The organism is Kosakonia sp. BYX6, from assembly GCF_038449125.1.
Taxonomy (GTDB): domain Bacteria; phylum Pseudomonadota; class Gammaproteobacteria; order Enterobacterales; family Enterobacteriaceae; genus Kosakonia; species Kosakonia calanthes.
The window spans coordinates 3,315,953-3,335,326 of sequence record NZ_CP151800.1 but is presented as its reverse complement, the minus strand read 5'-3'; the positions used below and the strand labels follow the sequence as shown (position 1 = coordinate 3,335,326).

Annotated in this window: 20 protein-coding genes; 9 read left to right on the top strand and 11 right to left on the bottom strand. The window is 53.7% G+C overall.

The genetic code is table 11. The annotated features are described in order from the left end of the window. Window positions 1-68: 68 nt before the first annotated feature. The 4 genes from uspG to dcuC all read right to left on the bottom strand — a co-directional run bounded on the left by uspG (window position 69) and on the right by dcuC (window position 3,472). Window positions 69-497, bottom strand: coding sequence for a universal stress protein UspG (uspG, locus tag AAEY27_RS15685; RefSeq protein WP_342321619.1), 429 nt, complete (start codon window positions 495-497; stop codon window positions 69-71). 148 nt (window positions 498-645) lie between these two features. Beyond that, window positions 646-1,056: a nucleoside diphosphate kinase regulator gene (gene rnk, locus AAEY27_RS15680; protein WP_342321618.1), complete on the bottom strand. Its 411-nt coding sequence runs from the start codon at window positions 1,054-1,056 to the stop codon at window positions 646-648. A 137-nt stretch (window positions 1,057-1,193) separates the two neighbouring features. Then, window positions 1,194-1,997, bottom strand: a complete 804-nt coding sequence (gene rna / locus AAEY27_RS15675) for a ribonuclease I (protein ID WP_342321616.1) — start codon at window positions 1,995-1,997, stop codon at window positions 1,194-1,196. Between the two features lie 101 nt (window positions 1,998-2,098). Beyond that, on the bottom strand, window positions 2,099-3,472 hold the full coding sequence (dcuC, locus tag AAEY27_RS15670) for an anaerobic C4-dicarboxylate transporter DcuC (RefSeq protein WP_342325597.1): 1,374 nt from the start codon (window positions 3,470-3,472) through the stop codon (window positions 2,099-2,101). A gap of 348 nt (window positions 3,473-3,820) precedes the next feature. Between dcuC and AAEY27_RS15665 the strand changes: the two genes are divergently transcribed. The 7 genes from AAEY27_RS15665 to cspE all read left to right on the top strand — a co-directional run bounded on the left by AAEY27_RS15665 (window position 3,821) and on the right by cspE (window position 11,602). Beyond that, a complete protein-coding gene (locus tag AAEY27_RS15665; RefSeq protein WP_342321615.1) occupies window positions 3,821-4,228 on the top strand; it encodes a DUF2946 domain-containing protein in 408 nt (135 codons plus the stop codon). A gap of 54 nt (window positions 4,229-4,282) precedes the next feature. Then, window positions 4,283-4,630 (top strand): copper-binding protein, encoded by a 348-nt coding sequence (locus AAEY27_RS15660; protein WP_342321614.1) that lies wholly within the window; start codon window positions 4,283-4,285, stop codon window positions 4,628-4,630. Between the two features lie 12 nt (window positions 4,631-4,642). Then, the gene (locus tag AAEY27_RS15655; protein ID WP_342321613.1) at window positions 4,643-5,896 is read left to right on the top strand and encodes a TolC family protein; all 1,254 of its coding nucleotides are present in this window, start codon (window positions 4,643-4,645) and stop codon (window positions 5,894-5,896) included. Beyond that, entirely contained in the window at window positions 5,896-7,350 is a 1,455-nt protein-coding gene (locus AAEY27_RS15650) for an efflux RND transporter periplasmic adaptor subunit (protein WP_342321612.1), read from the top strand. Before AAEY27_RS15655 ends, AAEY27_RS15650 begins: the two co-directional genes overlap by 1 nt. Further along, window positions 7,347-10,466: an efflux RND transporter permease subunit gene (locus AAEY27_RS15645; RefSeq protein WP_342321611.1), complete on the top strand. Its 3,120-nt coding sequence runs from the start codon at window positions 7,347-7,349 to the stop codon at window positions 10,464-10,466. Before AAEY27_RS15650 ends, AAEY27_RS15645 begins: the two co-directional genes overlap by 4 nt. A 229-nt stretch (window positions 10,467-10,695) precedes the next feature. Continuing rightward, window positions 10,696-11,202, top strand: a complete 507-nt coding sequence (pagP, locus tag AAEY27_RS15640; protein WP_342325595.1) for a lipid IV(A) palmitoyltransferase PagP — start codon at window positions 10,696-10,698, stop codon at window positions 11,200-11,202. A 190-nt stretch (window positions 11,203-11,392) separates the two neighbouring features. Further along, a complete protein-coding gene (cspE, locus tag AAEY27_RS15635) occupies window positions 11,393-11,602 on the top strand; it encodes a transcription antiterminator/RNA stability regulator CspE (RefSeq protein ID WP_007373839.1) in 210 nt (69 codons plus the stop codon). A 58-nt stretch (window positions 11,603-11,660) separates the two neighbouring features. Here cspE and crcB read toward each other — a convergent pair whose 3' ends face one another. Next, window positions 11,661-12,044 (bottom strand): fluoride efflux transporter CrcB, encoded by a 384-nt coding sequence (crcB, locus tag AAEY27_RS15630; RefSeq protein WP_342321610.1) that lies wholly within the window; start codon window positions 12,042-12,044, stop codon window positions 11,661-11,663. A gap of 87 nt (window positions 12,045-12,131) precedes the next feature. On the opposite strand from crcB, the gene AAEY27_RS15625 reads away from it, so the two are divergent. Next, entirely contained in the window at window positions 12,132-12,920 is a 789-nt protein-coding gene (locus tag AAEY27_RS15625) for a deaminated glutathione amidase (protein ID WP_342321609.1), read from the top strand. A 128-nt stretch (window positions 12,921-13,048) separates the two neighbouring features. Further along, a complete protein-coding gene (tatE, locus tag AAEY27_RS15620) occupies window positions 13,049-13,246 on the top strand; it encodes a twin-arginine translocase subunit TatE (RefSeq protein WP_342321607.1) in 198 nt (65 codons plus the stop codon). 67 nt (window positions 13,247-13,313) lie between these two features. On the opposite strand, the gene lipA is transcribed toward tatE, so the two are convergent. The 6 genes from lipA to rlpA all read right to left on the bottom strand — a co-directional run bounded on the left by lipA (window position 13,314) and on the right by rlpA (window position 19,373). Further along, entirely contained in the window at window positions 13,314-14,279 is a 966-nt protein-coding gene (gene lipA, locus AAEY27_RS15615) for a lipoyl synthase (RefSeq protein WP_342321606.1), read from the bottom strand. 210 nt (window positions 14,280-14,489) lie between these two features. Then, complete coding sequence (locus AAEY27_RS15610) at window positions 14,490-15,443, bottom strand: YbeF family transcriptional regulator (RefSeq protein WP_342321604.1); 954 nt, start codon at window positions 15,441-15,443, stop codon at window positions 14,490-14,492. Between the two features lie 306 nt (window positions 15,444-15,749). Continuing rightward, window positions 15,750-16,391, bottom strand: coding sequence for a lipoyl(octanoyl) transferase LipB (lipB, locus tag AAEY27_RS15605; RefSeq protein ID WP_342321603.1), 642 nt, complete (start codon window positions 16,389-16,391; stop codon window positions 15,750-15,752). Between the two features lie 87 nt (window positions 16,392-16,478). Continuing rightward, window positions 16,479-16,742 (bottom strand): DUF493 family protein YbeD, encoded by a 264-nt coding sequence (gene ybeD / locus AAEY27_RS15600; RefSeq protein WP_017455881.1) that lies wholly within the window; start codon window positions 16,740-16,742, stop codon window positions 16,479-16,481. A gap of 102 nt (window positions 16,743-16,844) precedes the next feature. After that, a complete protein-coding gene (gene dacA / locus AAEY27_RS15595) occupies window positions 16,845-18,056 on the bottom strand; it encodes a D-alanyl-D-alanine carboxypeptidase DacA (protein WP_342321602.1) in 1,212 nt (403 codons plus the stop codon). A 138-nt stretch (window positions 18,057-18,194) separates the two neighbouring features. Then, window positions 18,195-19,373: an endolytic peptidoglycan transglycosylase RlpA gene (rlpA, locus tag AAEY27_RS15590; protein WP_342321600.1), complete on the bottom strand. Its 1,179-nt coding sequence runs from the start codon at window positions 19,371-19,373 to the stop codon at window positions 18,195-18,197. Between the last annotated feature and the right edge of the window lies 1 nt (window position 19,374).

Genomic DNA, 19,374 nt, shown 5'->3' with positions numbered 1-19,374 from the left:
CCTTTTTCTTTGCCGGATGGCGCTGAACGCTTATCCGGTCTACAAAACCCGTTGATCGGGTGCTTAACTTACCTGACCACCAACACCGGAATATGCGCGTGGCGCACCACGCTTGAGGCGTTGGAACCCAGCAAATGGGTGGAGATCGACGGGTTGCGCGAGGCGATCACCACCATATCTGCATTCAACTCTTCCCCTAATTCATTCACCACATCGCGCACGCTGCCGAAACGCACGTGGGTATGAATGCGGGAAGGATCGATGCTGAAATGGGTTTTCATGGTGTTCAGGCGCGTTTGCGCTTCCTGTTGCAGATGCTCTTCGAAACGGCGCAAATCGGCGGCGAAACGGTGCAGGCTCAGGCTGGCGGAGGCGGGTAAAACATGCAGCAAATGAATAACGCCTTCGCTTTGGGCGAGGAATTCAGCGTGACGCACGGCTTTGTCGCTTAACTCCATTTCGAAAACATCAACCGGCATAATGATTGTCTGATACATAAACGCTTCTCCCTGTGGGTTATGTCCATCAAATTGAAGCATAAAGGGCGCGCGTTTTTTGCTGCCTGGCTGGCAAATATTGAGAATGTGTATATAAAGCGGAAAGAGGATGCGGGCGCATCCTCTGCAAAACAGCGCAGGGCGTGGATTAAAGCAAGTAATCGCCTGCGGCTTCGGGTTGGTACAGCAACTCCAGCACTTCAAGGTCGGCGGTGGTGCCGCCCGGCAAAGCCCAGTGAATGGTATCGCCAACGCGTAAGCCTAACAGCGCAGCGCCCACCGGCGCCAATACCGACAGCTGGTTGGCACTGTCCGTCATTTGTGCCGGGAAAACCAACGTGCGCACGCGTACTTCGCCGCTTTTTAGCTCGCGGAATTTCACCGTGCTATTCATCGTTACCACATCATGCGGCATTGCTTCTGGCGCGCACATCTGCGCACGATCCAGCTCTTCATTAAGCGCATCCGCGACCGGCAGGTTAGCGTGAGCGGGCTGCTCAAGCAGACGGTCGAGGCGCTCTGCGTCTCGCTCATTAATGATAATGGCAGGTCTGGACATCTCTTACTCCATGTCGTGTGATTGATCCAAAGAAAAACCCTCGCCGTCTGGCAGCGAGGGTTTGTCTAAGGGGGATGATACTGACAGGGTCGCATGCTGTGAAGTGACCCGGCGCACATTTGCCGGAATTCGGACTGTTAGTAACCCGCACTGTCGAGCGTAAAGCGATCGCCACAATTGCCAGGATGCGGTTGTGCCAGCAGCGAGCGCCCGGACAGCGGTTCGTTAATCGCATCGGCTTTGATGGCGATCTGCATTTCAGTAATAAACGCCGGGTTACCGCTGCACGTGAGTTTCACCGCTTTGACACTCTGCTGGCCGTAAGCTTTCGCGACGGCAGCATCAAACGCGGTACGGGTGACGGTTTTACCATAATTGTCAGCGAGAAACGTGCCGAGAGGGCTCTGCTTGATTTCCGTGTTCATGCGCACCATTGCGCCGAAATAATCATCGGGATCAAAACCAAAACAGACGCCATGCTTGGCGTATTCATAGCGCTCGAGGCAAGAATTCCCGCCTGAACCGGGCATCACGCCATTCAGTTTATTGGCGATTTCCAGCGACAGACCGGTTTCCGCCGCCGCACATTTCTGGCTGACTTTCGCTTCCGGCATATTGGGAATTGGTCGGGTCGCACAGCCGAAGCGCATCCAGCGGCGTTCATCAACACCGCGCGCGGCAATGGATTTTGGCAAACCCGGCCACAGGCCGTGAACGGTCAGGTTATCTGCTTTATTCACCGGATCTTTTTGCCGACGGCATTCGTCGGGCTCATCACGTCCATTGTCATGCATGCTCTGACAAAAACCGGTTTGCCAGGAAAGCGCCAGCACATAGCGATCAAAGTCGCCGAACTGCTTCGGTTGAAGTGGCGCGGCATGGGCAAAAACGGGAAAGATTGCGGCAATGCACACGCTGATGGGGAGTCCCTTTTTAAACATTTAAATTCCTGATGAATGAGCCCGGATGATTGCCATGTGTTATTAAAGCATAAAAAAAGCGCCGGGCTGGCGCTTTTTCACCCTTGAGATTGCATGCGAAATTACTGGCCTGCAACACCCGGTACGAGGATTTCTGTGGCGATAATCACCACGAGAAGCCCAATAACCACCGGCACGGACGTGCGTTTGACCACTTCGAACGGCGAGATATTCGCCATCCCGGCGGCGGCAACGACGACACCGGAAACCGGTGAAATTGTGCGGCCAAGGTTTGAGGCTTGCAGCATCGGAATCGACAGATATGCCGGGTTAATGGCGGACTCGTGCGCCAATTTCGGGATCATCTCGACAAAAGCATAAAATGGCGCGTTACCGGAGCCGGTAGTCATCGCCGCCAGCATGGTGAGCACCACCAGTACCAGCATCAAAATAATGCTCGCCGAACCAAACGACGTGGCGATGGAAATTAAGCTCTGGATAAAGCCGATGGTACTCAGCCCTTGGGCAAAAACGCCCGCCGCGACCAGCAACATCACCACGCCAGCAAAGGCGTCGGCCATGCCGCGATACGCCACTTCCAGGCCAGCGAAGACGTTTTGCGTATTGAAGCCGCGCAGAAATTCCAGCACGGCGGCGAGCAGCATGCAAATCACCAGAATGGTGATGATGTGCAGTTCCGGCCCCCATTTGCCGTCGAAAATCAGCACGCCAATAATCGGCGTAAACGGCAGAATGGCGTAAAACATCGGCGCGCGTGTGGTGATGTCTTTCACATCCAGCATTTCGCTGGCGATGTTCTCTTTCTTATCCAGATAGCGCTGCCAGAAAAAGTGCGCAATCGCCATCGCGACAATCGCCGCAATTGAGATCGGCAGGGTAGTTTTGAAGGCGAAATCCACCAGCGGCATCTCCGCCGCTTTGGCCGCCAGTACCACATCGCCAGAGGTGGGCGACAGAATGATCGCTGCCGGTGATGCGCAAATGGCCGCCGCCGCGCCCCGGCTGATGCCAACGTTGACCATCACCGGGAACAGCGTGGCCATCAACAGCACGCCAAGCCCGGTGGCAGAAGAAACGGCCAGCGACATCAGGCAGGCGACAAAGTAGGCAGCAATCATTAACAGGTAAGGGGAGTTGATAAAGCGCAGCGGTCGCGAAGCCAGTTTGACCACCATATCGTTGGCGCCAATATGCGTCATGTACGCGGCAAAACCGCACAGCATCATGATCATCATGCCGAGATCGCCGCCGCGACTCATCAGCAAAATTTTAATGTATTCGACAATGTCCGTGGCGTTATAACCGGTGCTGGTGGCGCTGCCTGGTAATATTTTGTGGCCCATTAACGCACTGACAATTAATAACGCCAGACCACCGACGAACAGCACGCCGGTTGCGGAGTAGCCTTTGATTATGTAGCGGGCGACGCCAACAATTACCACTACGCCGATCAACAGTTCAATCAATGTTGAAATCATGTTTTTGGTCCCGGAGGTTGACCTGAGAGAAAAGTAAGTAAAAAAACAGCAACGCAATGTGCCGAATAACGCCGCGTTAGTAGATGATTAAAATCAACAAAGCGACGCATTGAGAGGATGATCGCGAGAATTTGTTATCATTTCACAAAATAAATACAAGTGAATCGATAAATCACAGCAATCGATAATGATAATTATGTTTTCTGAATGATAACGACTGGTTAATAATTTTAAGCTGTCAGGTTTCAATTATCCGCCGAGCGTAAATTCCTTAAAAAAGTCTTTAAAAATAAAAAAAGTGCTGCTTATACTCGCCATTACTTTCCTTTCACCCACGGCGAATTTATGCACGCAGCCTGGCTTTACCGATTGCGCTTTATTAAGCGGCATTTATTAATGCTGCTGATCGCTTTTGGTTGGCTATTGATTCAGAGTCAGGTGGCGATTGCCTCCCACGACTGTGAACTGCGCCCATCGGGTGAAAGTATGATGGTCCAGCATATGGACCATATGATGATGGCCGACAGCGCGCCGAACATGAACACGATGAAAACGCCGCTGTGCGAAAAACATTGTGTGCCAGATCTGGTGCAAAAAGATGTTCATCACCCCTCACTGGTTGCGCTGCCTGTTTCACTCACACTGGCTGTCGCCGACCCCGTTTGCCCATCCGCCTCGCATGAGGGATGGTCATTAACTCCCCCCGCAGCAGGCCCGCCGGCAACGATTCGTTTTTGCCGGTTTCGCGAATAGATAACTGTTAATCCATTGAATTTTATTTAATTAATGATTAACAGGAGTCTTATTATGCGTTCTTATCTTCTTTGCATGCTGTCTGGCGTGCTGATGTTCTCGTTCTCCGCTGCTCACGCACAAGATATGCATGCGATGCACGGCATGCACGATATGTCGCAACATGCGGCTATGCAGACCCAGGTTTATCAAAGCCAGGGCACTATCAAAAAAATCTCTCCGGATTCCCTTTCCATTGCGCATAGCGCGATTCCCGCGTTGAACTGGCCGCCGATGACCATGCAGTTCACATTAGCGCCGGGTAACACGCTGCCAACCGTGAAATTGGGCGATAAAGTCAGCTTCTCGTTTGCGCAAAGCGAGAACGGTTACACCCTCGTCTCATTGACGCCGCAGCAGTAATCGGGGGCGACAATGAAACGATACACGCTGAGCCTGCGGCTCGGCGGGGTATTGCTCGGATTGATGTGCTCCGCCGTGCAGGCGGAGTCACTGACGCTGACGCAAACCCTTGCCGCCGCTGAGCACTATTCCGCCGAGCTCTCGGCCAACCGTAATGAAGCGCAAGCGCTGGATGCTATGGCGGATTCCGCGCGCCAGTTACCGGATCCAAAGCTGAAATTCGGCATTGAAAACCTGCCGGTACAGGGCAGCAACGATCACCGTTTCACTCGCGAAGGCATGACCATGCAGCGAGTGGGCATCATGCAGCAATATGTGAGCGCCGAAAAACGTGACCGCAAAGCCGACACCTTGCTTGCCGAAGCACAGAGCGTAAACGCCAAATCCACCGTGGTACGCGCCTCGTTACAGCGCGATGCGGCGCAGGCGTGGCTCGATCTGGCGCTTTCCCAACAGGCCTTACAAACTGCCCGTAAACTGCTGGCGGAAACAGAACGTCAGCAGGGCGCGCAACGCGCCAGCGTTGGCGCGGGCAATGCGGCGCCAGACAGTGTGCTGGCTTTCCGGGTTGGTCTGAGCACGATGCGCGATAAAGTGACCCTCGCCGAGCGGGATGTGCAACTGGCGCAAACTCGCCTGATGCAGCTTACCGGGCAAACCGTGACCACTATTTCCGGCGAACTTCCTCGCTACCAGCGCCTGCCCGCCGATGAAAAAACGCTTGAGCAGGGCATCGTTCAGCACCCGGATATTGTTGCCGCTGCCAGCGTTGCCAACAGTGCTAAAGCGCGTTCGGCAGAATCGGCGATTGCCGCCATTCCGGATGTGGAAGTGGAAGTGTGGTATGGGCGTCGCGCGGAAGGCTATGAAGATATGGCCGGCGTGATGGTGACGGTCGACCTGCCGCTGTTCCAGTCTCGCCGCCAGGATAAAGATCACGCTGCTGATGTGTCCCGCACGATGCAAGCCAACGACCAGCTGGCACTCGCTGAGCGCGATCACCTCGCACAGTTACGTTCTCTGATTGCTGAATACAACGCCGCGCAAACCTTGTGGCTGCGCCAGCGTGATGAAGTGCTGCCGCTCGTGCGCAGCCGCGCCACATTGCTGGCGGCGCAGTATCGGTCCGGTCAGTCGGATCTGTCGATGCTGCTGGAGGCGCGCCGTGATGTGCTCGACAGTGAGTTGGCCGTTAATCAGGCCGAAAAAGAGATGGCGCAGAAATGGGCCGCCATTCGTTGGCTGATCCCGCAGGAGTTGATGTGATGAATAAAACCGTATTAGCGGTACTGATTACTGCCTGCGTGGCAGCGGGTGCGGGCTATCTCGCCGGGCGACAACACACCACTCCCGCCGCATCGGACGAACCGGCACAGCAGCGCAAAGTGTTGTACTGGTACGATCCGATGGTGCCGGATCAGCGTTTCGATAAACCCGGTAAATCACCGTTTATGGATATGCCGTTGGTCGCCAAATATGCCGACGACGCTCCCGCCAGTGGCGGCGTCAGCGTCAGTGCTCAGCAGCAACAAAACCTTGGCATGACGACCGCCCGCGTGGAAAAACGGCCGCTCGCCAGTGCGTTTTCCGCCTTCGCCACGGTGACCACCGATGAACGCAGTATCCAGAGCGTGCCGTCGCCAGCCGCTGGCGTGGTGGAAAAACTGTTTGTTCGCGCGCCTCAGCAGTGGGTAAAAAAGGGCGAAGCGCTGGCGCAGTTGTGGATCCCGCAGTGGACCACCGCGCAGCAGGAGTATCTGGCGGTGCGCCAGTTAGGTGATGGCGAACTGACCCGCGCTGCCCGTGAACGGCTGGCGTTGCAGTTTATGCCGGAAGCGGTTATCCGCTCGGTGGAGCGCAGCGGGAAACCGCAAACACGCCTGACACTCCGCGCCGATCACGCGGGGTATGTGGTCAAACTGGACGCCCGTGAAGGCGCACAAGTCGTCGCCACGCAAACCCTGTTTGAACTGGCAAACCTCGACCCCGTCTGGCTGGTGGTGGATTACCCGCAAAGCCAGGCGCAGTCGCTGGCGGCGGGCAGTGAGATTGTGGCGACCTCTGCCAGCTGGCCGGGTGAGAAATTCCACGGCCGCGTTAGCGAATTATTGCCGCAACTGGAAACCACGACCCGCACGCTGAAAGCGCGCATTGTGCTGGAAAACCCGCAGCAAAAACTGAAACCTGGCATGTTTCTCACCGTTAGCCAGCCCGAAGCGGCGCAGCAACCGGCGGTGCTGGCTATCCCGGAAGAGGCATTGATAGAAACCGGTGCTGCCAGCCGTGTCTTGCTGGCAATCGGCGACGGGCATTTCCAGGCGGTGAATGTGACCACCGGGCGTAACGCGCAGGGCTGGACTGAAGTGCTGTCGGGAGTGAAAGAAGGGGATGCCGTAGTGACTTCCGGCCAGTTCCTGATCGATTCCGAAGCCAGCCTGCGCAGTGCATTGCCGCAACAACAGGCACAACAGCCTGTGGCGAAAAAGGTGCAGGAGTATGCATCCACCGGCGTGGTGAAAGCCATTGATGACGGTAGTATCACGCTCTCTCACCAACCGATCCCCGCGTTGAACTGGGGCGCAATGACGATGGATTTCGTCCTTAAACAACCCGATCCTGCCATCAAAACGGGCGATAAAGTGATGTTCAGTTTCACGCTTGATGACGAAGACGGCGCGGTGATCACCCATCTGATGCCGATGCAGGAGGCGATGAAATGATTGCTGCCATCATTCGTGCCTCTTTACGCAACCGCTTGTTGATCCTGATGGCGGCGCTGATCCTGACCGGCTGGGGCATTTGGTCGGTGCAGCGCGCGCCGCTGGATGCGTTGCCAGATCTCTCGGATGTGCAGGTGATTATTCGCGCCAGCTATCCGGGCAAAGCACCGCAAATTATTGAAGATCAGGTGACCTATCCGCTCACCACCGCCATGCTCTCGGTGCCGGGTGCAAAAACCGTGCGCGGCTATTCGATGTTCGGCGATGCCTATGTTTACGTGCTGTTTGAAGATGATACGGATCTTTACTGGGCGCGTTCGCGGGTGCTGGAAAACTTAAGCCAGATCCAATCTTCGCTGCCTGCCGGGGTAAATGTTGGGTTGGGGCCGGATGCCACGGGCGTTGGTTGGGTCTACGAATATGCGCTGGTGGATCGCAGCGGCAAACATAACCTCGCGGATCTGCGGGCGTTACAGGACTGGACGCTGAAGTTTGAGCTGAAAACGGTGCCGAACGTGGCGGAAGTTGCTAGCGTCGGCGGGATGGTACGCCAGTACCAGATTGTGCCGGATCCCGCAAAAATGCGGGCGCTGAATATCACCCACGATCAGATTATCAATGCGGTACAGGCGGCGAACCAGGAGAGCGGCGGTGCGCTGCTGGAAATGGGTGAAGCTGAGTTTATGGTACGCACTACCGGCTATTTGCGGCAACTGGCGGATTTTCGCCAGATTGTGATTGCCAGCCGCGAAGGCGTGCCGGTGATGCTTTCCGATGTGGCCACCGTGCGTCTTGGTCCGGAGTTGCGCCGCGGTGTGGCGGAATATAACGGCGAAGGCGAAGTCGCTGGCGGCATTATTGTGATGCGCTACGGGAAAAACGCGCTGGAGACGATCCATGCCGTGAAAGCGAAGCTTGGCGAGATCCAAAAAACGCTGCCCGCCGGAGTGGAGATTGTGCCGGTATACGATCGCTCCACGCTGATCGAAAGCGCTGTCGAGACGCTCACCCATAAATTGATTGAAGAATTTATTGTTGTCGCGCTGGTTTGCTCGCTGTTTTTGTTCCACTTTCGCTCGGCGCTGGTGGCAATTGTCTCGCTGCCGCTGGGGATTTTGGGCGCGTTTATCGTCATGCATTATCAGGGCATCAACGCCAATATTATGTCGCTCGGCGGCATCGCGATTGCCATTGGCGCGATGGTCGATGCGGCGATTGTGATGATCGAGAACATGCACAAAGTGATGGAGCAGTGGCGGCATGATAACCCTGACCGCCAGCCAACTCACGCCGATTACTGGCGCTTTTCGGAGCAAGCGGCGGTGGAAGTCGGGCCCGCACTATTTTGCAGTTTGCTTATCATTACGCTGTCGTTTATTCCGGTCTTTTCGCTGGAAGCGCAGGAAGGGCGCATGTTCTCCCCGCTGGCATTCACTAAAAGCTGGGCGATGGCGGTAGCCGCCGGGCTTGGCATCACGCTGGTGCCGGTACTGATGGGGCTATTTATTCGCGGCAAAATCCCGGATGAAAAAGCCAACCCGATCAACCGCTTCTTGATCCGCATTTATGAGCCGTTACTGGATAAAGTGCTGGCCTGGCCGAAAGCGACGCTGGCAATCGCGCTGCTGTTACTCGTGGCGACCTTGTGGCCGCTGAGCCGCCTCGGTAGCGAATTTATGCCGCCGCTCAATGAAGGCGATTTGTTGTATATGCCGTCGACATTGCCGGGGATTTCCGCCCGCGAAGCCGGGCGATTGTTACAGCAAACGGACCGCTTAATCAAAAGCGTACCGGAAGTGGAAAGCGTGTTCGGCAAAGCGGGCAGGGCGGAAAGCGCTACCGATCCGGCGCCTCTGACCATGCTGGAAACCACCATTCGCTTCAAACCGCGCGATCAGTGGCGACCCGGCATGACGCCAGAAAAACTGGTGGATGAGCTGGATAAAACCGTCAATGTGCCGGGAATCGCCAATGTCTGGGTGCCGCCGATCCGTAACCGTCTGGATATGTTGGCAACCGGTATCAAAAGCCCGGTTGGCATCAAGGTGAACGGCAACAACATTGCTGATATTGAGCGTGTGGCGCAGCAAATTGAGCAAGTGGTGAAAACGGTGCCAGGCGTTACTTCTGCGCTGGCGGAGCGGCTGGCGGGCGGGCGCTATGTTGATATCAACATTAATCGCCAGCAGGCCGCGCGCTATGGCGTGTCGGTGAAAGAGCTGCAATCGCTGGTTTCTACGCTGGTGGGGGGCGAAAACATCGGTGAAGTGTTGCAGGGGCGCGAGCGCTTTCCGATCAATGTGCGTTACCCCCGCGATCTCCGCGATAACGTTGATGAACTGCGTGCATTGCCGGTGATCACGGAAAATGGCAGTCAGATTGCGTTAGGCGACCTGGCGGAGATTGTCGTTACCGAAGGGCCGCCGATGCTGAAAAGCGAAAACGCGCGCCTGTCGAACTGGATTTATGTCGACTTGCGCGGCCGCGATTTGAAATCAGCGGTAGAGGAGATGCAGCAACGCGTGGCGCAGCAGGTGAAGTTGCCGCAGGGCGTCAGCTTGTCCTGGTCCGGGCAGTTTGAATATCTTGAACGTGCGACCGCGAAGCTGAAAATCGTGTTGCCGGTCACGTTGATGATTATCTTCGTGCTGCTGTTTATGACCTTCAAACGGGTTTCCGACGCGCTGTTAATAATGGGGACCTTACCGTTCGCACTAATTGGCGGTGTCTGGTTACTGTGGTTGCTGGGATATAATTTATCCGTTGCCGGTGCGGTCGGTTTTATTGCCCTTGCCGGTGTGGCGGCGGAGTTCGGCGTTATTATGGTGCTTTATCTTAATCATGCTTTTAAGAAATATCGCACGCTGGAACCGGACGGGGGAAATAAGATCTTACTGCGCGCAATACATGAAGGGGCCGTGTTACGTGTGCGCCCCAAAGTGATGACAGTGGCGACCATTATGGCCGGGTTGTTGCCTATTATGTGGGGTGGGGGCAGCGGTTCGGAAGTGATGAGCCGCATTGCCGCGCCAATGATCGGCGGTATGGTGACAGCGCCATTGTTATCAATGTTAGTCATTCCGGCGCTCTATTTGCTGCTACATCGTAAACGTTGAGTTCTTTTATGCGCCTCAATGTCGAGGCGCATCGCATTGTATTCTCAGGTGTAACGCCGGTAACAAATGCGATTATTCCTGGTCGCTTTCAGAATTAATCTGGTTTTGTTAAGGAACTATTCAGATATGCTGTCGGAGAATAGGCGTCGATTCGAAATATGGAAATAATGCAGTGTCTGTAAATAACACCTTTAAATCTGTTTTAGTGTTTTTATTCTGTCAGTTTTCGGTGATTTTCTCCGCGTATGCGGCAAAAACGCCCTGGTATTCCGATTTTGCACAGAATGTGAAACAAACCTGGCAGCAACCAGAGCACTACGAGCTCTATGTTCCTGCAATCACCTGGCATGCGCGCTTTGCCTATGACAAGGACAAAACCGATCGTTACAACGAGCGGCCGTGGGGAGCCGGTTTTGGGCAAGACCGTTGGGATGAGAAAGGAAACTGGCACGGTCTTTACCTGATGGCGTTCAAAGACTCCTATAACAAGTGGGAGCCGATTGGCGGTTACGGTTGGGAGAAGATATGGCGCCCGCTGGCAGATGATAATTTCCGTTTGGGGTTGGGTTACACCGCAGGGGCTACCGCGCGTGATAACTGGAAGTATATCCCGATTCCGGTGCTGCTGCCGCTGGCCTCGGTGGGTTATGGCCCGGCGACATTCCAAATGACTTACATTCCCGGCACTTACAACAACGGAAACGTTTACTTTGCCTGGATGCGTTTCCAGTTCTGATGCCAATGCGGCCAAACATAGTGAGCAATTATTAATCAGCAGGCAAAACGCGGAATAAACCGGCACTGGAAAAAAAGTTCGCGACATTTATCACTTTTTAGCGAATAACAACTGGACAAAAGTCGCCACAATTGATGTACTGATACCCGACACAGCATTTGTGTCGTTTTTTCATGTAAAGGTAATTTTGATGTCTAAGATTAAAGGTAACGTTAAGTGGTTTAATGAATCCAAAGGATTCGGTTTCATTACTCCGGAAGATGGCAGCAAAGACGTGTTCGTACACTTCTCTGCAATCCAGAGCAATGGTTTCAAAACCCTGGCTGAAGGCCAGCGCGTTGAGTTTGAAATCACTAACGGTGCCAAAGGCCCATCTGCTGCTAACGTAATGCCTGTCTAATTCAGCTGCGTTCAGTAAGAAACTCAAAACCCGCCGAAAGGCGGGTTTTTTTTTGCCTTCAATTTGCGTTCGCAGCGGAAAATAGCCAGAACGCCAGTGCCGTCATGGCGAACGAGCCCAACAAATTGACGGCCACATTGAGCAATGCCCAACCAGCGCGGCCTTCCTGAAGCAGAAACACCACTTCCGCCGAAAAGGTGGAAAACGTTGTCAGTCCGCCGCAAAAACCGGTCGTCAGCAGGACTTTCCACACCGGATCGATATGCGTCATCCGATTAAACCACGCCAGCCCCATCCCAATGATAAACGCACCTGCCAGGTTGGCGGTCAGCGTACCCATCGGGATTGCCTGATGCGCCGGGTTTAGCTTCATACTGAGCATCCAGCGCGCCACGCTGCCAGTGCCCCCGCCAATAAATACCGCTAAAAGGAGTTGTAACACTGCGAAATCCTGCTATCTGATTTGTTAGAGTGATAAGTTTACCGTCATGGCTAAGTCCTGGCTATGGCACAGCGTGAGGAGATAGCGATGATCGTAGCAGCCGGACAATTTGTGGTAACTCCAGACTGGCAAACCAATGCGCGCACCTGCGTGGCATTAATGGCGCAGGCTGCTCATCAACACGCATCGCTGCTGGTGTTACCAGAAGCGTTACTGGCAAGAGATGACGCTGACCCACATCTGTCTGTGAAGTCCGCTCAGGCGCTTGATGGCGGCTTCCTGAGCCTGCTTTGTGAGGAGAGTCGCCGTAACGCGCTGACCACCGTGCTAACCATCCATGTTCCTTCGACGGAAGGCAGAGCGGTGAATACGCTGGTCGTATTGCGCGGCGGAGAGGTCATCGCGCAGTATGCCAAGCTGCATTTGTATGATGCGTTCAGCATGCAGGAATCCGCGCGGGTGGATGCCGGTCACGAAATCGCGCCGCTGATCGATGTCGACGGCATGCGGGTTGGCTTGATGACCTGTTACGATTTACGTTTCCCGGAGCTTGCACTGGCGTTGGCGTTGCAAGGGGCTGAGTTGCTGGTGTTGCCCGCTGCATGGGTACGCGGGCCGCTTAAGGAGATGCATTGGTCAACATTGCTCGCCGCGCGAGCGTTGGATACAACGTGTTATGTTGTTGCTTCCGGCGAGTGTGGCAATAAAAATATTGGTCAGAGCCGGATTATCGATCCACAAGGCGTGACGGTTGCCGCTGCGGCAGAAGCGCCGCAATTGATTTTTGCTGATGTGACAGCAGAGCGCGTGGCGCAAACGCGGGAAAAACTGCCCGTTTTACGTAATCGCCGCTTCGCTGGACCACAATTATTGTGATGTTTTTTTAAACAACACTTGATTCATCTCGTTACAGGTTGCTATTGTGTGCGCGCATTGAATGACCGTTAATGATGTCGGGTTATCCAACGTGCTCTATACAGCCTGTTTTATGAAAGAAGGTATCTATGGGTGAGATTAGTATTACTAAATTGCTGGTCGTGGCCGCGCTGGTCGTTCTGCTGTTTGGAACCAAGAAGCTGCGTACACTGGGCGGCGACTTGGGCGCAGCCATCAAAGGCTTCAAAAAAGCGATGAATGACGACGATGCAGCGAAAAAAGACGCTGATGAAGTCACCGCACAGAAACTCTCTCACAAAGAGTAATCACGCCTCGCAGGCGAAAAAAAACCGGCTATTAAGCCGGTTTTTTTGTTTTGAGTGTAAGCAAGTGTTACTTCACTTCAAGGCCTTTTGCCTGCAAATCTGCATGGTAGGAAGAGCGAACAAACGGGCCGCACGCTGCATGGGTAAAGCCCATCGCCAGCGCTTCCTCTTTCATCTCATCAAACTCATCCGGGCTGACATAACGCTGTACTGGCAGATGATGGCGGCTCGGTTGCAGATACTGCCCCAGCGTCAACATGGTCACGCCGTGTCGGCGCAAATCGCGCATCACTTCAATGATTTCTGCGTTGGTTTCGCCTAAACCCACCATCAAGCCAGATTTGGTCGGGATATCCGGGTGCGTTTCTTTAAAACGCTCCAGCAGTTTCAAAGACCAGTTGTAATCCGCGCCCGGGCGAACCTGGCGATAAACACGCGGTACGTTTTCCAGGTTGTGGTTAAACACATCTGGCGGCGTGGCGGTTAGAATCTCCAGCGCGCGATCCATACGACCACGGAAATCCGGAACCAGCGTTTCGATTTTAATCGACGGGGTCTTCTCGCGAATGGCGGTGATGCAGTCAGCAAAATGCTGAGCACCGCCATCACGTAGGTCATCACGGTCGACCGAGGTGATAACAACATAACGCAGCGCCATATCAGCAATGGTCTGCGCCAGTTTTTGTGGTTCGTTCGTATCCGGTGCGACAGGGCGACCATGGGCCACATCGCAGAATGGGCAGCGGCGCGTACAAATCGCACCGAGGATCATAAAGGTCGCCGTACCGTGGTTGAAACACTCAGCAAGGTTCGGGCAAGATGCTTCTTCACACACAGAGTGCAGCCCATTTTTGCGCATGGCTGCTTTAATACCCTGGATACGGGAAGAGTCGGCCGGGAGTTTGATTTTCATCCATTCCGGTTTTCTTAACAGGGCTTCGCGCTCTGTTGCCACGTTTTTGACCGGGATAAGAGCCATTTTATCGGCATCGCGATATTTGACACCGCGTTCCATCACAATGGGTTTACTCATAGCGTGCGTGTTCCAGTTGCGGATAACGAAGTAAGCATTTCAATTCAAGGGAATGTTGTATTTATCAACTATTTTTGAATTAACGTGCGCGCAGTATACCATTGATAGAGGACAGAAAGCAGCCTGACAACCGGCCAATTTGTAAAATAGTTGTTGTTTTGTGCCAGATGCCCAGAAAGGGTTAGCCGATTTGCCAGGCGCGGGCGGGCCTTAAAAAGCCCGTCGGATAACGTCGATAACATTTTCCAGAACCGGATCACGCAAGCTCAACTTGTTGTAATACAGGGAAATATCGAGGCGTTCATTGCTGATGGCGGCGAAAGGTATCTCCACCAATGGCCAACAGTGGCGGAATAACTCGAACAAACGCATGGGCATCAGCCCCAGTAAATCGCTGTTGCCGATCAGTGCTGCAATAGTAAACATATTGTAACTGCTAAAACTGACCTGGCGTTCCGGGAAGATGTCCTGCACCCGCTGACGCAAGGCGCTCAAATTTTGCCCTTCCAGCATCAATAGTGTGTGCTCATATTTCTGCAAAATTTCCGCATTAATCGCTTCATGCAGACAAGGGTGCCCTTTACGGCAAACCAACATTAACCGGTCGGTATAAAGCACATGATGGTTAATGGTGCGCGAACTCGTAATATGCGTATCGATAATTAAATCGGTCTGAAACTGGCTTAACTGGCTTTCCGCATCGCTAATAGGAATATTGCGCATCATTAAATGCGGAGAATGCTCTTTTATTGCCTGAAAAATAGAAGGAATGACTAACGCGCCAATAGAAGGCGTAGTGCCGACAGTAATTGTCCGCTGTTTGTCATAACTGCCAGTAAGGTCCAGCGCACCGAGAATAGACTCCAGGCCCTGGCTGATATATTCATGCAGATGAGAAGCATAGGCTGTCGGCGTGACGCCCTGGCCTTTACGGATGAAAAGCGGATCGGGAAATATCAAACGTAATTTTTGAATTGACTGGCTAATAGCGGAAGGCGTTAAGTTGAGCACTTTTGCCGCGTTGACAATCCCTTTGTGAACATATACTGCCTCAAAAATAGTCAACAAATTGAGATCAATATTGCGCAGCGTCCGGAAGATTTGCGGTTTGTCGTCCTCGGGGCGCACGGTTATTCGCTTTTCCGGCAGGTTATTATTATCCACGCTTGTGCTCCGTATTCATTCGCAATATGAATGATAGTTGAATTTGTTTTTCTTGTTCATTATTAATTTGAGTTAACGTCCTGTCTCATACCATCATTACGTAGATTTTTCATCGCGATGCCGGGCAATGTACTCAAAAAGCGATTGGCCTAAAGCACGTATACGAAGTCTGGCGAAGCATTGTGGTACTTATTAGCCAGAAAAGGCAGGCAGGTTGAAAATAGAGAATATGGCTTCTGTTGTAAAGCATTAACAAGACAAATAAATAACGACCCGCACAAATTGCGGGTCGTTATACATCATATATTAAGCATTCATATATTGATGGGGTGGATTGTTTAGTAACGCTAAAAATTGCTGGATAAGAATTGTCCTTATTTTATCCAGACCCACATTTTCAGCGAGTTGGCTGACCTGCGTCATTTCCATCCCGGCGTAACCGCAAGGGTTGATGCGCATAAACGGCGCCAGGTCCATATCTATATTCAGCGCCAGGCCATGAAATGAGCAGCCTTTCCGAATGCGCAAACCCAGCGAACAAATTTTCTTACCTTGCACATACACGCCTGGTGCATCGGCTCGCGCTTGCGCATCGATATTGAACGCGGCGAGCGTATTAATAACGGTATTTTCCAGCAGGGTGACCAGTTCGCGCACGCCAATTTTGCGGCGCTTAAGATTAATTAAAACATACATCACTTGCTGGCCCGGTCCGTGGTAGGTCACCTGGCCGCCGCGATCGCTTTGGATAACCGGAATATCTCCCGCCGCCAGCACATGTTCGGCTTTACCGGCCTGGCCCTGCGTAAAGACAGGAGGGTGCTCGACCAGCCAGATTTCATCAGGCGTGCTGTCGTCGCGAGTATCGGTGAATTCATGCATTGATTGGGATACAGGCTCATAAGGCTGTAAACCGAGGTTGCGGATAAGAATTGTGTCCTGAGACAAAACGGCATCTCCGGGGGAGAAAAGAGTGCGGGGAGTATACCACAGCGAAAACGTTACCCGAATGGCTCCGGGTAACGTCCCGCTCGATTACAGCACCATACGAACAATTTCGATGTTGCCCAGTTCTTCGTACAGCGTTTCAACTTGCTCAATGTGCGTCGCGTTGATGGTGATAGATACCGAGTGGTAATTGCCTTTGCTGCTCGGTTTTACCTGCGGAGAGTAATCACCTGGCGCATGGCGCTGTACCACTTCAACCACCAGATCAACCAGCTCTGGTTTCGCCAGACCCATCACTTTGTAGGTAAAGGGAGTCGGGAATTCAAGCAGTTCTTTGAGATTGGTTTTCATGTCAGCTCCGGCGTAAAAAATAACAACTCCTGCCGAAGGAGCAGGAGTTTTTGAGATGCTAAGTATATGGGGGCAGAAATCACACTTTCAAGTGTTCATTTTTTAGCCAAACCAGTGATGGAACATCAATTTAATGTAATCAATGATTTTGCCGAAGAAATTACCTTCCGGGATTTCCTGCAACACAACCAGCGGGCGTTGCTCGATGGTTTTGCCATCCAACTGGAAGTTGATGGCGCCAACAACCTGATTTTTCTGCAACGGCGCGTGCAACTCACTGGTATTCAGCACATAACTGGCTTTCAGATCTTTCATGCGACCGCGAGGAATGGTCAGGTAAACGTCTTTATCCACGCCCAAAGAGGCGCGATCGCTGTCGCCGAACCAGGCCGGCTCAGACGCGAACTCTTTACCCGCTTTCAGCGGACTCACGGTTTCAAAGAAACGGAAACCCCAAGTCAGCAGCTTTTTACTTTCCGTCTCACGGCCTTTAAAGGTACGGCCGCCCATCACCGCCGAGATCAAACGCATTTGACCTTCCGTCGCCGAGGCCACCAGGTTGTAACCGGCTTTGTCGGTGTGACCGGTTTTAATACCGTCGACATTCAGGCTGTTATCCCACAGCAGACCGTTACGGTTAGTCTGGCGGATGCCGTTAAAGGTAAACTCTTTCTCTTTATAGATGGAGTATTCGTTCGGCACGTCACGGATCAGCGCCTGGCCAATCATCGCCATATCGCGGGCGGAGCTGAACTGACCATCGGCATCCAGACCGTGCACTGTCTGGAAATGGCTGTTTTTCAGACCCAACGCGTTAACGTAGCTGTTCATCAGGCCAACGAACGCGTCCTGGCTTCCGGCAACATAATCGGCCATCGCTACGCAAGCATCGTTACCGGATTGCAGGTTGATACCGCGAATCAGCTGGGAAACCGGCACTTGCATGCCTGGCTTCAGGAACATCAGGGAAGAACCACGGAACACCGGGTTGCCGGTTGCCCATGCGTCGTTGCCGATAGTCACCAGATCGCTGTCTTTGAATTTACCCGCTTTCATCGCCTGGCCGATGACGTAGCTGGTCATCATTTTGGTCAGACTTGCCGGGTCGCGACGCGCATCGGCGTTCTGTTCCGCCAGCACTTTGCCAGAGTTGTAATCGATCAGGATGTAAGATTCCGCGTCGATCTGCGGAACGCCTGGGATCATGGTTTTAATATTCAGGTCATCGGCATGCGCAGCGGACAGAGCGGCTGCGGTCAGCGCCGTGGTGAGCGCCAGGCGCTGCACGAAACGAGCGGAAAAAGTGGTCTTCATGGTCGAACTACGACATCCGTGATGGAGTTAAAAAAAGTGCCTTACTATAGCAAAAGCTATATCGGCAGGCATCTGACTTTCAGCATGAGATTGTTAATGTTGCTTACACAAACTGACAGAATCAGATGCCTTTCCCAACTACTGCGCGCCAGTAATAAACGACTGTAACTGCGCTTCATTTTGCAGACGTTGCTGTAAAGCGCTGGCATCGGCTTTATTACTGAACGGCCCTAACTGTACGCGCCAGACCGCGCCGTTTTGCGTGACGCGACCCGGTACGGCAAATTGCTGCGCCAAACGTTGTTGATACTGCTGCGCCCGCGTCTGATCGCTTACCGCGCCCACTTGCACCATATAACCGCTGCTGGCGGTTGCCGCCGGTGCGCTGGTGGTCGGGGCGGTTGTCCGCACGCCACCCTGCACAGAACCCGGTGCGGTAACCGGTGAAGTGCGCGTCGCCGGTGCCGCAGCCTGAACTACCGGCTCAGTTTGTGTGGCTGGCGTTGCCGTTACCGGCGTGGTGGTTGTCGGTTGCGCGGTCTCATTGCTTTCCAGCACGCCAGAGGCAAGCGGTGTTTGCGCGCCCAGGAAACCACCGCTACTGACCGGCGCGCCGGTGGCGTCATCGCTTTTCAGCGTATCGTTGCTGATCGGCTGAACATTATCTTGCGGTTGGGTTGGCTGCGGTTGTGAAGAGGCGCTGCCCATGCCGCCGCCGAGATCCGGGCGAGCGGGCAGCACATAGGTTTGCTGCGCGACTTTGGTACAGGCCATCCCCGGACCAGAAAGCGAACCATCCTGCGCGACGATAATCGGATCGATGCGCACTTTGGTGTTATTCGAGGTGTTCAGACGGTCGGCGGAAGCGCGCGAAAGGGAGATCACGCGGTCATTACCGTACGGGCCACGATCGTTGATGCGCACGACAATCATGCGGCCGTTCGCCAGGTTGGTGATGCGCGCGTAACTCGGGATCGGCAGCGTCGGGTGCGCCGCAGTCAGCTGATTCGGATCAAACGCTTCGCCGGACGCGGTCAGGTTGCTGCCCGGTTCGGCGTCATAAATCGCGGCGAAACCCGCCTGGCTGAAGGTTGACGGGTCTTGTACCACTTTGTAGCTTTTACCGTCACGCTCATAATCCTGATTTGCCGTCGCATTGAGCTGCTCATAATGCGGCTCCGCGCCACTGATCTCTACGACAGGACCGTTGCACACGGCGGGTTGGGGCGCGACGATCGTTTGTTGCTGACCATCATTATTTGAACATGCCGCCAGCAACCCTGCCGCGATGCAGATCCCAGGCCAAAGCTTATGCATT

What these genes read in the sequence shown, in the direction of transcription:
- uspG (WP_342321619.1), bottom strand. Translation starts at nt 497, where the DNA reads ATGTATCAGACAATCATTATGCCGGTTGATGTTTTCGAAATGGAGTTA.
- rnk (WP_342321618.1), bottom strand. Translation starts at nt 1,056, where the DNA reads ATGTCCAGACCTGCCATTATCATTAATGAGCGAGACGCAGAGCGCCTC.
- rna (WP_342321616.1), bottom strand. Translation starts at nt 1,997, where the DNA reads ATGTTTAAAAAGGGACTCCCCATCAGCGTGTGCATTGCCGCAATCTTT.
- AAEY27_RS15665 (WP_342321615.1), top strand. Translation starts at nt 3,821, where the DNA reads ATGCACGCAGCCTGGCTTTACCGATTGCGCTTTATTAAGCGGCATTTA.
- AAEY27_RS15660 (WP_342321614.1), top strand. Translation starts at nt 4,283, where the DNA reads ATGCGTTCTTATCTTCTTTGCATGCTGTCTGGCGTGCTGATGTTCTCG.
- AAEY27_RS15655 (WP_342321613.1), top strand. Translation starts at nt 4,643, where the DNA reads ATGAAACGATACACGCTGAGCCTGCGGCTCGGCGGGGTATTGCTCGGA.
- AAEY27_RS15650 (WP_342321612.1), top strand. Translation starts at nt 5,896, where the DNA reads ATGAATAAAACCGTATTAGCGGTACTGATTACTGCCTGCGTGGCAGCG.
- AAEY27_RS15645 (WP_342321611.1), top strand. Translation starts at nt 7,347, where the DNA reads ATGATTGCTGCCATCATTCGTGCCTCTTTACGCAACCGCTTGTTGATC.
- cspE (WP_007373839.1), top strand. Translation starts at nt 11,393, where the DNA reads ATGTCTAAGATTAAAGGTAACGTTAAGTGGTTTAATGAATCCAAAGGA.
- AAEY27_RS15625 (WP_342321609.1), top strand. Translation starts at nt 12,132, where the DNA reads ATGATCGTAGCAGCCGGACAATTTGTGGTAACTCCAGACTGGCAAACC.
- tatE (WP_342321607.1), top strand. Translation starts at nt 13,049, where the DNA reads ATGGGTGAGATTAGTATTACTAAATTGCTGGTCGTGGCCGCGCTGGTC.
- lipA (WP_342321606.1), bottom strand. Translation starts at nt 14,279, where the DNA reads ATGAGTAAACCCATTGTGATGGAACGCGGTGTCAAATATCGCGATGCC.
- ybeD (WP_017455881.1), bottom strand. Translation starts at nt 16,742, where the DNA reads ATGAAAACCAATCTCAAAGAACTGCTTGAATTCCCGACTCCCTTTACC.
- dacA (WP_342321602.1), bottom strand. Translation starts at nt 18,056, where the DNA reads ATGAAGACCACTTTTTCCGCTCGTTTCGTGCAGCGCCTGGCGCTCACC.
- rlpA (WP_342321600.1), bottom strand. Translation starts at nt 19,373, where the DNA reads ATGCATAAGCTTTGGCCTGGGATCTGCATCGCGGCAGGGTTGCTGGCG.